The sequence below is a fragment of the Enterobacter cloacae complex sp. 394I7 genome (assembly GCF_057320345.1).
The window spans coordinates 225,677-241,366 of the sequence record NZ_JBXWCR010000001.1 but is presented as its reverse complement, the minus strand read 5'-3'; the positions used below and the strand labels follow the sequence as shown (position 1 = coordinate 241,366).

The window sequence follows — 15,690 nt, the reverse complement described above, 5'->3', positions numbered from 1 at the left end:
AAAACCCTTACAATAAACAGGTTTTTATTGAATCACATTTACGTTTTTCGACGGCGATCAATTTATAGCAAAATTACCACTTTTCAGCCATTTTGATCGGGGACAATTTACCGCCTTTCGTCACCTTTTTCCAAGGATTAAACTTTGATTTAAATCAAAAAGCACCGTTTCTGTTAACCATGTTTAAATGTGGTGTGAATGGTAAAAACCTTGTTAATGCTATGTGTACGACGAGATATTTGGAGTTATCAAAAGCAAGAAAGAATATAAACAGACGTGATTTATTTTAACGCTGAAGAACAACGCATCTTTACATTCGCGTTAACGTATAAAGGTAGTCGTCAGCGCGTTTTTTTTCCATTGTGCGACGATAGCCGCAGATAATTACATTTATTTTACCTGTGACACGCTTAAAATTAACACCACAATGTGACTATTCAATAAAAAAGGCTGCCCTGCGCGCAGCCTTTTGTTCACTTCAGACGCTACCTTTCCGTTTTCAGGCTAAAAGTCCGCGATTGCCCAGGCCTGAACAGGCCCGTAATGCCCTTTTCTTCTCCCCTGCCTGCCAGCACCTGTTCATTTAAATCCGTCTCGCAACAGCCTTTAAGGGCCTGATTCCACGATAAAGAGGCATCACAGGACACAGATTCCGACGGATTAAACAGGCGAAGGATAAGCGCGTCCCGATCCTCCGCCTTTTTTATCGCGCTCATAACACAGCCTGTCGGCGAAAGTGTCAACAGGCTGTATCTGTCCGGCGTGCTGAACGGCGCACGGTTAAGCTTCATGGCATCCCAGGGGATTTTGTTATAACACTGGACGGGGGTAAGCCACGCTTTCGCCTGCTGAGCAACGCCGGCGTTCTCGGGAGAGCCGCTAAAACTCAGAAGGCTAAAACGGCAATCGAGCCTGCCCCGAAGCTGCGAGTCCGGAACGGCCATTTTTATGCCGGACGGTCGGCCCGGGCGCAACAGCAAATCTTCCTTTCCCAGCACGCCCACACCGCGTAGAAGGGTCAGAGCAAACGCTTTTTCCGCCTCCCCCACCACTTCAAATTCGCGTAACCCTTCTGTGAACAGGGCGAGCCCGTTTCGTTCTTGTTGCAGCACGGCGTAGTTAAGTAAATTCCAGACGGGAACCGGTGCCTCTTTCCAGCCCTCTTCTTGCCAGTTAGCCATCGCGTCATCGCGAACCGGGCGCGTTATGGAGCCAAACTGCGTATCTGACAGTACCTGCTCCGTCATAAACGGCGTCGGGATAAGCACGCGGACCCGGTGATCGTCAGCCTGGTTATCCAGACGCGCCACAACATCTACACGCCTGCTGTTATGGCTGAGAGTGACCTCAAATTCCACCGCAAGAGCGCCATTGCGCAGGCGGGCCGACCGCTCGGCCAGGTTTGCCGGAACGGCGATGCGATGCTGGATCACCGCCCTGCTCTGCCAGGCTTCCTGTATCACCTCAACATGATGCTGCCCGTGCGCTGAAGTGAGCCGCCACTCTTCCCGGGAAGGCGAGTAGTCGTACTCATCGCCATCATCCGACCCCTCTTCAATTTCCAGTACGCGGTCATAAATAAGTCCGGATTCTTTATCACGCAGGCGTAGCGTGCCATCGTCATTTATATCAATTTGCCAGAAGGTGTTTTCCAGCAGAGCATCCGTTTTTGCCCTCGCGGGTAGCCTCTTTTCAGGAGCCTGGGGCTCGATGTAAAGCGTGCGGTATCCCATCGCGGGCAGGATCTGACAGATTTGGATATCAAACTCCATAAACGGATCGTAATTACCATAGTGCACGATTTGCCGGTCAATCAGCCCCGGGTCTATTTCCCGGACGCGGCGAATAAAACAGGGGATCTCATTGCCTTTATCATCCCGCAACCGGAACTGGCTCGCGCGCAGACGAAGGGTGGTGTTAATCACCTCTTCACGGGGCCAGGGCATCAGATTGAACATCACCAGCTTGTCGGCCTCGCTTTGCGGCATATTGTCGACAATCTTGCGCATCGAGAAACGCGTGAGGTTATCGGCCATGTCTTCAGCGAGCGCAAACCGGGCCATAATCTCACGATGCACTTTATCGCTGCAGCAGCAGCCAATACTGTCGTGAGCATGATTCTTGAGGATCTCTTTCCACATTTTCTCCAGCAAACCGTGGTGATACTCGAAGCCCAGCATCCAGGCGAGCGCCGCCAGCGGTTCGAGGATATTCACGATTTTGTTTTCAATGCGGGCGTGGGCAATTTTGATGTCCATCCGTGTGGAGCCGATTGTCCGGTGTACACGCATGTATTTGCCGTCGATAAACTCCCCTTTCAGCGTCGCCAGTTCGTCACGGTGCGCTTCAGTATGTTCAAAGACCTCCTCGAACCGGCTCATCACAAATTTCCGCTGCGGGTACATCTTTCGAAGGGTATCCATCACCGCGAAAATGTTCTGCTGGAGGGGCATCTGGTCGTGACCGTTAGGCAGCAGAATCTCTTTCGTCACGGAAGCGTTCTCCAGCAATGTAAGCCAGGTATCGAGCCGTTTACGCAGCCCCGCTTCATCCTCCGGTAAGTACTTACCTATCGCGTAGCCCAGCGGTAGTACCTGCGCCGTAACTTCGCTGCCGTCTGCGCTCTGCCATAAAAATTCTGTTTTATCGGTGCCGTGACGCTCAGAACATCCGCGCCAGAACAGCGTGCGGGTGATACCAAAGCCGTTATAGATATGCGGAAGTTGCCCGGACATGCCAAACGAATCCGGCAGATACCCTATTTTCATCGGCTCACCGAATTCCATGCAGTCGCGCATCCCGAACATCAGATTGCGAACGATCGATTCGCCGCTGACTATCGTGGTGTCGGTCTGGGTATACCACGGCCCGATAATCAGCTTTCCGCGCTCAACCAGCGCTTTTACCCGGGGCCGGTTTTCCGGCACAACGGCGAAGTAATCCTCCAGTACCGCGGTCTGTCCATCGAGAACGTAGTATTTATACTCTTCGTCCTGCTCCAGACGGGTCAGGATCTCCTCCATGTTATTTACCAAAAGGATCCGCGACGCTTCGGTGGTGAAATACCACTCACGGTCCCAGTGCATATGTGGCGTGATATGAACGCGAGATACAGCTTTCATCTTCGTTTCCTGTAAGTGAATTTATGGCGTGACGTCTTCCGTCAGGTATTTGCCTTTTTTTACGCCCTGACGTCGCCAGAACAGTAAGATGAGCGTAGAGAGCATCGTTCCCCCCAGCGCAGCGCCAAACCAGCCTGCCGCCGCGATCGCGCCACCCATCCCCGCGTCATGCAGTAAAAAGAGAGAGAAGATGCCCGCCCCCGGCGTAGACAACCCGATACCCATTGCACCGATAATCGCCCCTGTTGCCATCGAGCCAACAACAAACGAGCCAATCACCCGCAGCGGATCTTCAATGGCCATCGGAATTGCCCCTTCGGTGATGCCCGCAAGGCCCAGTAGCCACGTCGACTTGCCGGTTTCGATTTCAAACGGTTTAAAGAGATGCGGTGCCAGCATGGTTGAAGCCGTGACGGTAAAAGCCGAGACCATTTTGACGGAAGCAAAAATGGCATACGGCCCGTAAACGCCGTTGGCCATCGCCCCCAGACAGAACGCATAGGCCGCTTTGTTGACCGGTCCCCCCAAATCGAACGAGCACATAAAACCGAGCAGAGTACCCAGTAGCAACGCATTGGCACCGGAGAGCCCGTTAAGCCATGCCGTGAGGGAGGTGTTGATCCACGCGACCGGCTCGCCGATCACGAACAGCATCAGGCTGCCCACGCCCAGCACGCCAATCACCGGGTAGAGGTAATAGGTTAAAAAGCCGTTATAACGCTGACTCAGACGGATATGGTTTTTCACCCAGCGCATCAGATAGCCGGCAATCAGGCCACCTGCAATCGCCCCTAAAAAACCTGAACCGATCATATTGGCGGCAAGACCGGCCGCAAAACCCGGCGCCAGAGCAGGTTTATCTGCCAGCGAGTAGGCGGTATACGCGGCCAGCACCGGCACCATTAACGTGCCTAACATCCCCCCGCCGAGTTTGCGATACATCCACAGCCATGAGTTCTCTTGCTCAAACAGATGCTGTAATCCCAACATCTGTGCCAGCAATACCGCGACGGCCAGCACCGTGCCTCCCGCCACAATTAGCGGCACGGCAAAGGAAATACCGCTGAGCAGGGCCTGCTTAAGCTCCGTTTTAAGGCTCTTGCTCACATCATTGCCGGTGTGCACCTGGCGATCCGTTCCCGCGGGGGGTAAGGCCAACGCACGCTTAATAAGCGCTTCGGCATGGCGAAGCGGTTCCGCGACCGGCACGGACAGCGTCGGGATGCCCTGAAAACGCTCGCTCTCTTTGAGAGCCACTTCTGCGGCAATGATACAAGCCTGCGCAGTGCGTAACTGCTGCGCGGTCAACCGCCCTTCGATACCGTTCGCCCCCTGCTTTTCCACCACCACGTTTACGCCAAGCTTACGCCCCGCTTTTTCCAGATACTCAGCTGCCATATAGGTATGCGCAATGCCGGCGGGGCATGCAGTTACACAAACGATGGTTGGCGCATCCACGAACGCGACAACGTCATCTTCCTGTGGCACATCGTCCAGCGCGGCGAGTAGCGCTGCTGCCGTGGTAGCCGCCATGACGCGCGCCCGAAGAGTTTCATCCGCCAGACGAGAAGTAAGTTCCGTCAGCACCTGGATATGGGTTGAGCCAGCTTCAGCCGGCGGAATGGCAAGCAGGAAAATCAGCTCGACATTTTCCGGGCCATCCACGCCTTCCCAGCTCAGCGGTTCACACAGGGTGGCTACGGCAAAAGCCGCCTCTTTCACCACCGCTGATTTACCATGCGGGACTGCCAGCCCTTCGCCGAGCGCGGTAGGGCCTAGCGATTCCCGATGAAAGACTTCGGTTAAAAACGCATTGCCGTCGGTAATTTTGCCGAGCGTCACCAGCCGCATCGTGAGCTGGCGTATTGCTTCATCACGACTGGTGTACTGCGCCTGCACGCAGACAGCGTCGGGATGGGTCAGGGTCGTCAGGTTCATCAGGATCCTCACACTCAAGGGTAATTGTTCAGGATCGATTGTGACAGACGAACTGATACCTTTATGTGATCATTTTCACTAACACCGATAATTTGTATTTAATTTGTATTATTTACAAATTCTATGCTGGAGGCATAATTCCGTGAAAAGGTATTAGAAGGCAGACGACATGGGCAATAAACCGATGTACCGGCAGATAGCGGATGCGCTTCGCGAGAAAATTACCGCCGGTGAGTTAAAACCCGGTGATGCGTTACCGACGGAATCCAGCCTGCAGGAGACATTTAGCGTCAGTCGCGTCACGGTGAGGCAGGCACTGAAGCTCCTCACTGAAGAGCAGATTATCGAGAGCATTCAGGGCAGCGGCTCCTATGTGAAAGAGGAGCGCGTCAATTACGACATTTATCAGCTTACCGGCTTTTATGAAAAACTGGCGGACCGAAACGTCGATACCCACAGCGACGTAAAAACATTCGAAGTGATCAAAGCGGATGTGAAACTGGCTGAGACGCTTAACATTCGCCCGGATGACAAAGTGTGGCATGTCAAACGGGTGCGCTTTATTAAGCAAAAACCGGTGAATCTGGAAGAGACGTGGATGCCGCTGGCGATGTTCGCCGACCTCACCTGGGAGGTGATGGAAAATTCCAAATATCACTACATCGAACAGATCAAGAAGATGGTTATCGATCGCAGTGAACAGGAACTGGTTCCGATCGTGCCCTCTCAGGAGGCGATCGACGCGCTGGCGCTGGATCCGGCAAAACCGATACTGGAAAAGGTGTCACGTGGCTTTCTGAAGGATGGGCGGGTGTTTGAATACAGCCGTAACGTGTTTAACAGCGACGATTACAAATTCACGCTGGTCGCGAAACGCAGGCATTAAAAAAGGCCGCTTTACAGCGGCCAACCATGTCGAAACGGACACTTATTACTTCAACGCTCCCTTTTACAGGGAGCAGAGAGGATTTACTTAATGATGGATTTCAGTGCTTCGCCGATATCCGCCAGGCTGCGAACGGTTTTCACGCCTGCGGCTTCCAGCGCGGCGAATTTCTCATCAGCCGTACCTTTACCGCCTGCGATAATCGCGCCTGCGTGACCCATACGCTTACCTTTCGGCGCTGTCACACCTGCGATATAACCGACCACCGGCTTGGTCACATGTTCTTTGATATACGCAGCCGCTTCTTCTTCTGCGCTACCGCCGATTTCACCGATCATCACGATCGCTTCGGTCTGCGGATCTTCCTGGAACATTTTCAGGATATCAATGAAGTTAGAACCTGGGATGGGGTCACCACCGATGCCCACACAGGTGGACTGGCCGAAACCGTAGTCGGTAGTCTGCTTAACCGCTTCATAGGTCAGCGTACCGGAACGGGAGACGATACCCACTTTACCCGGTTTGTGAATGTGACCCGGCATGATGCCGATTTTACATTCGCCTGGGGTGATAACGCCCGGGCAGTTCGGGCCGATCATACGCACGCCAGCTTCATCCAGCTTCACTTTCACGGTCAGCATATCCAGCGTCGGGATACCTTCGGTGATGGTAATGATGAGCTTGATGCCCGCGTCAATCGCTTCCAGAATCGAGTCTTTGCAGAACGGAGCCGGAACGTAGATAACGGTCGCGGTCGCGCCCGTCGCTTCAACCGCTTCGCGCACGGTGTTGAATACCGGCAGGCCCAGGTGCGTGGTGCCGCCTTTACCTGGCGTTACGCCGCCAACCATCTGCGTGCCGTAGGCAATCGCCTGTTCGGAGTGGAAAGTTCCCTGGCTACCGGTGAAGCCCTGGCAGATAACCTTGGTATCTTTATTAATTAAAACTGACATTATTTCCCCTCCACTGCGGCAACAACCTGCTGAGCTGCATCCGTCAGACTTTTCGCTGCAATAATATTCAGGCCGCTGTCAGCCAGTTTTTTCGCGCCGAGTTCAGCGTTGTTACCTTCCAGACGCACCACAACCGGGACGTTAACACCCACTTCTTCTACCGCACCGATGATACCGTCTGCGATCAGGTCGCAACGCACGATACCGCCGAAGATGTTAACCAGCACGGCTTTGACGTTGTCATCAGAGAGGATGATTTTGAACGCTTCGGTTACACGCTCTTTGGTTGCGCCACCGCCCACGTCGAGGAAGTTTGCAGGCTCACCGCCGTGCAGCTTAACGATGTCCATGGTGCCCATCGCAAGGCCTGCGCCGTTAACCATGCAGCCGATGTTGCCATCCAGCGCCACGTAGTTCAGTTCCCACTGTGCAGCCTGCGCTTCACGCGGGTCTTCCTGAGACTGGTCGCGCATTTCACGCAGATCCGGCTGGCGGAACAGTGCGTTGCCGTCAGCGCCCAGTTTGCCGTCGAGGCAGATCAGGTCGCCCTGAGTGGTGATGACCAGCGGGTTGATCTCGATCAGCGCCAGGTCGCGCTCCAGGAAGATGGTGGCCAGACCCATGAAGATCTTGGTGAACTGCTGAACCAGCTTGCCTTCCAGACCCAGTTTGAACGCCAGCTCACGGCCCTGGTAAGGCATTGGGCCTGCCAGCGGATCGATCGCCACTTTGTGGATCAGGTGTGGCGTCTCTTCTGCCACTTTCTCGATTTCCACGCCGCCTTCGGTAGACGCCATGAACACCACACGACGGGAGCTACGGTCAACAACCGCGCCCAGGTACAGTTCTTTCGCGATGTCAGTTGCAGCTTCAACCAGGATCTGGTTGACAGGCTGACCGTTCGCATCTGTCTGGTACGTTACCAGACGCTTGCCGAGCCAATGTTCAGCAAACGCACGAATCTCTTCTTTACTCTTAACAACCTTCACACCGCCCGCTTTACCACGGCCACCAGCGTGAACCTGACATTTAACTACCCAAGGGCCGGAACCGATTTTAGATGCGGCTTCTTCTGCTTCACGCGGGGTAGTACAGGCATAACCCACCGGAGCCGGTAAGCCATACCGGGCAAACAGCTGTTTGGCCTGATATTCATGTAAGTTCATGTGTTCTATCCATCCTTCAGGTAATCGTTAGGTAGTGCTTTTGTAGGCCCGGCAGACAACGCGCCGCCGGGCAAGACTGCTAAAACTAGACGTCCAGCAGCAGACGCGTTGGATCTTCCAGCAGCTCTTTAATGGCAACCAGGAAGCCCACGGACTCGCGGCCGTCGATCAGACGGTGATCGTAAGAGAGTGCCAGATACATCATTGGCAGGATCTCCACTTTGCCGTCTACCGCCATTGGACGATCTTTAATGGCATGCATACCCAGGATCGCGCTCTGCGGCGGGTTGATGATCGGGGTAGACATCAGTGAACCGAAAACGCCGCCGTTGGTAATGGTGAAGTTACCGCCGGTCAGATCGTCTACGGTCAGCTTGCCGTCGCGACCTTTTACAGCCAGCTCTTTAATCTTTTTCTCGATGTCAGCCATACCCAGAGTATCGACATCACGCAGAACCGGGGTAACCAGACCACGTGGCGTAGAGACTGCCATGCTGACGTCGAAGTAGTTGTGGTAAACCACGTCATCGCCATCGATAGAGGCGTTAACTTCCGGGTAGCGTTTCAGCGCTTCAACAACCGCTTTCACGTAGAAGGACATAAAGCCCAGACGGATACCGTGACGTTTTTCAAACGCGTCACCGTACTGCTTACGCAGGTCCATGATTGGCTTCATATTCACTTCGTTGAAGGTGGTCAGCATCGCGGTGGAGTTTTTCGCTTCCAGCAGACGCTCAGCCACACGCTTACGCAGGCGAGTCATCGGCACGCGTTTTTCGCTACGGGCACCCAGCGCAGGCTGTGCTGCTGGCGCCGCTGCCGCTGCTGGCGCTTTAGCTTCTGCCTGAGCAGGGGCTTTCGCCAGGTGCTTCTCGATATCTTCACGGGTCAGACGACCACCGACACCAGTGCCTTTAATGGCAGCCGCATCCAGGTTGTGCTCGGCCAGCAGGCGACGGATCGCCGGGCTGAGCGCGTCGTTAGTCTGCTCTTCCAGAGAGGCCTGCTGACGCTGGGCTGGGGTAGACGCTTTTTCGTCAGACTTCGCGCTGGACTCTTTGCCCGCGCTGTTGCCTTCACGCAGGCGACCCAGGATCTGACGGGAGGTTACGGTTGTCCCTTCGTCTTCCAGGACTGCATCCAGAATGCCATCCGCTGAAGCCGGTACTTCCAGTACCACTTTGTCAGTTTCGATTTCTACCAGCACTTCATCGCGCTTAACGCTATCGCCCGGTTTTTTGTGCCAGGTGGCGACGGTCGCATCTGCTACGGACTCAGGCAGGTCGGGAACAAGAATATCTACGCTACTCATTATGTATCCTTTAATTAATCGACGTTCAGCGCGTCATTGACCAGATCTTGTTGCTGCTTCTGGTGAACGGACATATACCCTACCGCCGGAGAGGCGGAGGCCGGGCGACCTGCATAACGCAGGGCAGACCCAAATGGAATGACTTCACGGAAATGATGCTGACTGCAGTACCAGGCGCCCTGGTTGAGCGGCTCTTCCTGGCACCAGACAAAATCATGCACGTGAGCATACGGTTTCAACGCTTCCTGCACCGCCTGGTGCGGGAATGGATAAAGCTGTTCGATACGCACGATGGCGACATCTTTCTGGTCGTTCTTACGGCGCTGTTCCAGCAGGTCGTAATAAACCTTACCAGAACACATCACAACACGCTTAACGGCCTGCGGATCCAGTTCGTCAACCTCACCGATGGCAGGCAGGAAGGTGCCGTTCGCCAGTTCGTCCAGGCTGGACACCGCCAGCGGGTGGCGCAGCAGGGATTTTGGCGACATGACCACCAGCGGACGGCGCATACCGCGCAGCGCCTGACGACGCAGCATGTGGTAGACCTGAGCCGGGGTGGACGGCACGCACACCTGCATGTTCTGCTCAGCGCAGAGCTGCAGATAACGTTCCAGACGGGCGGAGGAGTGCTCCGGGCCCTGACCTTCGTAACCGTGTGGCAGCAGCATCACCAGGCCACACATACGGCCCCATTTCTGCTCGCCGGACGAGATGAACTGGTCGATAACGACCTGGGCACCGTTGGCGAAGTCACCGAACTGCGCTTCCCAGATAGTCAGGGTGCGCGGTTCCGCGGTGGCGTAGCCGTATTCGAATGCCAGTACCGCTTCTTCAGACAGGACGGAGTCCCATACCTTGAACTGACCCTGACCGTTATGGACATGCTGCAGCGGAGTATAGGTTGAACCGTTAGTCTGGTTGTGAACAACCGCGTGACGGTGGAAGAAGGTGCCACGGCCCGCATCTTCACCGGACAGACGAACAGGAATGCCTTCATCAACCAGCGTTGCGTAAGCCAGTGTTTCCGCCCCGCCCCAGTCGAACAGCTTCTCGCCCGCCGCCATTGATTGACGGTCAGCATAAATTTTCGCTACGCGAGACTGCATCTCGATAGCGTCTGGTACGGTGCTGATACGTTTAGCCAGCTCCTGCAGGCGCTTCATCTCTACCTTATTCGGGTAGCTCTCATCCCACTCGTGGTTGAGGTACGGCGACCAGGTAAAGGAGTGCATGTTCATCGGGCGCAGCTCTTTCACTACGCATTCACCCGCATCCAGCGCGTCGCGGTAGAGGTTGACCATTTCGGTCGCATCTTCCAGCGTCGTCACGTTGTCGCCTTCCAGCTTGTCAGCATAGATTTTGCGTGGCGTCGGGTGTTTTTTGATTTTCTGATACATCAGCGGCTGCGTTGCACTTGGCTCGTCAGCTTCGTTGTGGCCATGACGGCGGTAGCAGAACAGGTCGATGAACACATCGCGTTTGAAGGTGTTACGGTAGTCCAGCGCCAGACGGGTAACGAACGCCACGGCTTCAGGGTCATCCGCGTTAACGTGGAAGATCGGCGCCTGAACCATCTTACCGATGTCGGTGCAGTACGGGGTAGAACGCGCATCCAGTGGGTTAGAGGTCGTGAAGCCCACCTGGTTGTTGATAACAATGCGAACGGTACCGCCCACTTCGTAACCACGTGCTTTGGACATGTTCAGCGTTTCCTGAACCACGCCCTGCCCTGTGACCGCCGCGTCACCGTGAATGGTGATTGGCAGAACTTTGTTGCTGCTCGGCTCGTCCAGACGATCCAGACGCGCACGCACAGAACCGATAACCACCGGGCTCACGATTTCCAGGTGTGACGGGTTAAACGCCAGCGCCAGGTGAACCAGACCGCCTTCGGTTTCGATATCAGACGAGAAGCCCATGTGGTACTTCACGTCACCGGTGCCGAGGTGCTCTTTATGTTTGCCCGCGAATTCGTCGAACAGGTCCTGCGGTTTTTTACCCAGCACGTTGACCAGTACGTTCAGACGACCGCGGTGCGCCATACCCAGCACCACTTCACGGGTACCGCTTTTGCCCGCGTGACGAATCAGCTCTTTCAGCATAGGTACCAGCGCGTCGCCGCCTTCCAGCGAGAAGCGTTTCGCACCCGGGAATTTCGCGCCCAGATAGCGCTCAAGGCCTTCTGCTGCGGTCAGTTCGCTGAGGAAGCGTTTTTTCTCTTCAGCAGAGAAATTCGCGTGGCCCGCCACAGATTCGATGCGCTGCTGGATCCAGCGTTTCTCTTCTGTAGAGGTGATGTGCATATATTCCGCGCCGATGGAGCCGCAGTAGGTTTGCTTGAGCGCGTCAATCAGCTCGCCCAACTTCATCGTGTCTTTGCCGATGGCAAAGGAACCTACGTTAAAGCTTTCCTGGAAATCGGCCTCGGTCAGATCGTGATACGCCGGATCGAGATCCGCCACACAATCTTGTTTCCACAGTCCCAGCGGATCGAGATTCGCATGCTGGTGACCACGGAAGCGATAAGCATTGATAAGCTGCAGGACTTTAACCTGCTTCGCATTGGTGTCAGGGTCGGAAATCGCAGAAGAGTAACGTGAGGCATCCTTCGCCAGACGACGGAAATAATCACGTGTTTTGGAATGGAATTGATCCGGTTTGACTCCAGTGCCAGGTAACTGCTGGAACATGGAACGCCAGTTTGCGTCCACTGAGTCAGGATCGGTTAAGAAGTCTTCATAGAGCTGTTCTATCCAGCTCTGGTTTGAACCAGAGAGGTAAGAAGAGTCCAGCCAGGCTTTCATTGCGCCGTTCTGCATCGTGATCCCTTAAGCATTTTTATGCTTACTTTCGCCGTAGAAACTACCACGTACAACACGTACGTGCCGGGGTTCACCTGCGAGCTCTTATGTTGTCTTGGGCTCGCGAAGGAACCTTTAAAAACTGTCTGCACCTCGGGGCAGTTTTTAGAGGTTTCCTACATTTTATCCCCTCTCCTGTCAGGAGAGGGTCAGAGTGAGGGGAACAACGCTCCCCTCCTGTTACTTATGCACTGCGCTGCAGCAGCATCGACTTAATATGGCCGATGGCGCGCGTCGGGTTCAGCCCCTTAGGACATACACTGACGCAGTTCATGATGCTATGGCAGCGGAATACGCTGAAAGCATCACTCAGTCCTTCCAGACGACTGTCGGTTTCGGTGTCGCGGCTATCGATCAGGAAGCGATAGGCAGCCAGCAGACCGGCCGGGCCGATAAACTTGTCCGGGTTCCACCAGAACGACGGGCAAGAGGTCGAGCAACATGCACAGAGAATACACTCGTACAAACCATCGAGTTTTTCACGCTGCTCAGGAGACTGTAAGTGCTCACGAGCCGGTGGATTTTGCCCATTATTCAATAAGTAAGGCTTAATCTTCTCATATTGTGCATAGAATTGCCCCATGTCTACCACCAAATCACGAACGACTGGCAGACCTGGCAAAGGACGGATAACAATTTTCTGACCCGCGCGCTGCAACGCTGAAATTGGCGTGATGCAGGCCAGACCATTTTTACCGTTCATGTTCACACCGTCAGAGCCACAAACGCCTTCACGGCATGAGCGACGGAACGACAGTGTCGGATCTTTTTCTTTCAGCTGGATTAAGGCATCCAGCAGCATCATGTCACGGCCTTCTTCCGCTTCCAGGGTGTAATCCTGCATACGCGGAGCATCATCTACATCCGGGTTATAACGATAAACTGAGAATTCGAGTTTCATTATCCTGTCTCCGCATTAGTAAGTACGAATCTTCGGCGGGAACGCCGGACGCAGTTTCGGTTCCATATTGACGCTACGACGCGTCATGGATTCCGACTCTGGCAGATACAGGGAATGGCACAGCCAGTTTTCATCGTCACGATCCGGGAAGTCGAAGCGGCTATGCGCGCCACGGCTCTCGGTACGGAAGTTTGCCGACATCGCGGTAGCGAACGCCGTTTCCATCAGGTTATCCAGCTCCAGACACTCAACGCGCTGGGTATTGAACTCGCTGGACGTGTCGTCCAGACGGGCATTTTTCAGACGCTCGCGGATCGCTTTCAGCTGCTCAAGACCTTTGGCCATCGCATCCCCTTCACGGAATACCGAGAAGTTGTGCTGCATACATTCCTGCAGCGCTTTGCGGATTTCCACCGGATCTTCACCATTACGGTTGCCGTTCCAGCGGTTCAGACGCTCAAGCGACGCATCAATTTCATCGTCGGTGGCATCACGCAGCGCACCCTGCTCGGCAATAGACTCTTGCAGATGCAGACCCACCGCACGACCAAATACCACCAGGTCAAGCAGGGAGTTCCCGCCCAGACGGTTTGCACCGTGTACGGATACGCAGGCAATTTCACCGACGGCAAACAGGCCCGGGATAACAACGTCTTCACCCTGCTCGTTCACGGTCAGCGCCTGGCCAGTCACTTTGGTCGGAATGCCGCCCATCATGTAGTGACAGGTTGGGATTACCGGGATGGGCTCTTTCACTGGATCGACGTGCGCGAAGGTACGAGACAGCTCCAGAATGCCTGGCAGACGTGATTCCAGAACCTCTTTACCCAGATGGTCGAGTTTCAGCTTCGCGTGTGGACCCCATGGGCCGTCACAGCCGCGGCCTTCACGGATTTCGATCATGATGGAACGCGCCACCACGTCACGACCCGCCAGGTCTTTCGCATTCGGGGCATAACGCTCCATGAAGCGCTCGCCGTGTTTGTTCAGCAGGTAACCCCCTTCACCACGGCAGCCTTCTGTTACCAGCACGCCGGCACCGGCGATGCCGGTTGGGTGGAACTGCCACATTTCCATATCCTGCACCGGTACGCCGGCGCGGATAGCCATACCTACGCCGTCACCGGTGTTGATATGGGCGTTGGTGGTAGATTGATAAATACGGCCTGCACCGCCGGTCGCCAGCACGGTAGCACGCGCTTTGAAGTAGACCACTTCACCGGTTTCAATACACAGCGCAGTACAACCCACAACGGCGCCATCGGCGTTTTTCACCAGATCCAGCGCGTACCACTCAGAGAAAATAGTCGTGTGGTTTTTCAGGTTCTGTTGATACAGCGTGTGCAGCAGTGCGTGACCGGTACGGTCAGCCGCAGCTGCGGTACGTGCCGCCTGCTCGCCGCCGAAGTTTTTCGACTGGCCGCCAAACGGACGCTGATAAATGGTGCCATTTTCCAGACGGGAGAACGGCAGCCCCATGTGGTCCAGCTCCAGAATCGCTTCCGGGCCAGTCTTACACATATATTCGATAGCATCCTGGTCGCCGATGTAGTCGGAACCTTTGACCGTGTCATACATGTGCCATTCCCAGTTATCTTCATGGGAATTGCCCAGCGCAACGGTAATACCGCCCTGCGCGGAGACAGTGTGGGAACGGGTCGGGAAGACTTTAGAGAGCAGCGCACAGGTCTGGCCGCTCTGGGAAATTTGCAGTGCTGCACGCATACCTGCGCCACCAGCACCAATCACAACAGCATCAAATTCTCTGACTGGCAGTTTCATTACACACCCCACACCACAACGAATCCATAAATAACGTAAACCACCAGTGCAACGACAATGACCAGCTGCAGAGGAAGGCGAATCGCCAGTGGTTTAACGTAATCGGTCAACACCTGCCACATACCAATCCAGGCATGAATAAGGATGGAGAACAGAGCCAGCAGGGTGAACACTTTGGTGAAGGCAGATCCGAAGAACCCACTCCAGATTTCCCACGTCAGCGTGCCGCTGGTCGCGAAGAAACCAATCATATAGATGATATAAAGGGTGAGAACGATGGCGGTAGCACGGACCAGAATGAAGTCATGTACGCCGTTGCGTCCTAATGCGGAGGCGTTGCTTACCATACGAGAACTCCTGCGAGAAGTGAAAGCACGACAGTCAATACAAATGAAATATTAGCGGAGCGTTTACCGGCTTCGAAAGTCTCTTCCAGGTAGCCAAAGTCCATCAGCATATGACGAATGCCCACGACAACGTGGTACGCCAGCGCAGTCAGAATGCCCCACATGATAAATTTCACGAAGAAGCTGTTCATGATGGCAGAGGCCTGGAGGAATCCTTCAGGAGAAGAGAGGCTGGTACCCAGTAACCACAGCAGAATGCCGACCGCCACAAACGTAATCACACCAGAAACGCGGTGCAGAATGGACGCTATTGCTGTTACAGGGAACCGGATCGTTTTGAGATCCAGATTGACAGGTCTTTGTTTTTTCACATTTCTTATCATGAATAACGCCCACATGCTGTTCTTATTGTTTCCTTC

The 15,690-nt window shown here is 54.6% G+C and carries 11 protein-coding genes; 1 reads left to right on the top strand and 10 read right to left on the bottom strand.

The genetic code is table 11. The annotated features are described in order from the left end of the window. Positions 1–485: 485 nt before the first annotated feature. Together mngB and mngA are read right to left on the bottom strand one after the other, a co-directional pair. Entirely contained in the window at positions 486–3,122 is a 2,637-nt protein-coding gene (gene mngB, locus AC2FAP_RS01120; protein ID WP_449541403.1) for a mannosylglycerate hydrolase, read from the bottom strand. Between the two features lie 21 nt (positions 3,123–3,143). After that, positions 3,144–5,060, bottom strand: a complete 1,917-nt coding sequence (mngA, locus tag AC2FAP_RS01115) for a PTS 2-O-a-mannosyl-D-glycerate transporter subunit IIABC (RefSeq protein ID WP_348560232.1) — start codon at positions 5,058–5,060, stop codon at positions 3,144–3,146. A 169-nt stretch (positions 5,061–5,229) separates the two neighbouring features. On the opposite strand from mngA, the gene AC2FAP_RS01110 reads away from it, so the two are divergent. Then, positions 5,230–5,946, top strand: coding sequence for a GntR family transcriptional regulator (locus AC2FAP_RS01110; protein WP_410393396.1), 717 nt, complete (start codon positions 5,230–5,232; stop codon positions 5,944–5,946). A gap of 83 nt (positions 5,947–6,029) precedes the next feature. Here the strand turns inward: AC2FAP_RS01110 and sucD are convergent, their stop codons facing one another. The 8 genes from sucD to sdhC all read right to left on the bottom strand — a co-directional run bounded on the left by sucD (position 6,030) and on the right by sdhC (position 15,669). Beyond that, a complete protein-coding gene (gene sucD, locus AC2FAP_RS01105; protein WP_014169173.1) occupies positions 6,030–6,899 on the bottom strand; it encodes a succinate--CoA ligase subunit alpha in 870 nt (289 codons plus the stop codon). Next, positions 6,899–8,065 carry an ADP-forming succinate--CoA ligase subunit beta gene (gene sucC / locus AC2FAP_RS01100; RefSeq protein ID WP_006809579.1) on the bottom strand — a complete coding sequence of 389 codons (1,167 nt, stop codon included), beginning with the start codon at positions 8,063–8,065 and terminating at the stop codon, positions 6,899–6,901. The genes sucD and sucC overlap by 1 nt, the downstream gene beginning before the upstream one ends. A gap of 85 nt (positions 8,066–8,150) precedes the next feature. Beyond that, a complete protein-coding gene (odhB, locus tag AC2FAP_RS01095; protein WP_025204653.1) occupies positions 8,151–9,377 on the bottom strand; it encodes a 2-oxoglutarate dehydrogenase complex dihydrolipoyllysine-residue succinyltransferase in 1,227 nt (408 codons plus the stop codon). Positions 9,378–9,391: 14 nt separating this feature from the next. Then, positions 9,392–12,199: a 2-oxoglutarate dehydrogenase E1 component gene (sucA, locus tag AC2FAP_RS01090; protein ID WP_485452813.1), complete on the bottom strand. Its 2,808-nt coding sequence runs from the start codon at positions 12,197–12,199 to the stop codon at positions 9,392–9,394. Positions 12,200–12,425: 226 nt separating this feature from the next. Next, positions 12,426–13,142: a succinate dehydrogenase iron-sulfur subunit SdhB gene (gene sdhB, locus AC2FAP_RS01085; protein ID WP_014169170.1), complete on the bottom strand. Its 717-nt coding sequence runs from the start codon at positions 13,140–13,142 to the stop codon at positions 12,426–12,428. A 15-nt stretch (positions 13,143–13,157) separates the two neighbouring features. Continuing rightward, positions 13,158–14,924, bottom strand: a complete 1,767-nt coding sequence (gene sdhA / locus AC2FAP_RS01080) for a succinate dehydrogenase flavoprotein subunit (protein WP_014883036.1) — start codon at positions 14,922–14,924, stop codon at positions 13,158–13,160. Continuing rightward, entirely contained in the window at positions 14,924–15,271 is a 348-nt protein-coding gene (sdhD, locus tag AC2FAP_RS01075; RefSeq protein ID WP_010428702.1) for a succinate dehydrogenase membrane anchor subunit, read from the bottom strand. Before sdhD ends, sdhA begins: the two co-directional genes overlap by 1 nt. Then, complete coding sequence (gene sdhC / locus AC2FAP_RS01070; RefSeq protein ID WP_025204654.1) at positions 15,265–15,669, bottom strand: succinate dehydrogenase cytochrome b556 subunit; 405 nt, start codon at positions 15,667–15,669, stop codon at positions 15,265–15,267. The genes sdhD and sdhC overlap by 7 nt, the downstream gene beginning before the upstream one ends. Positions 15,670–15,690: the final 21 nt, after the last annotated feature.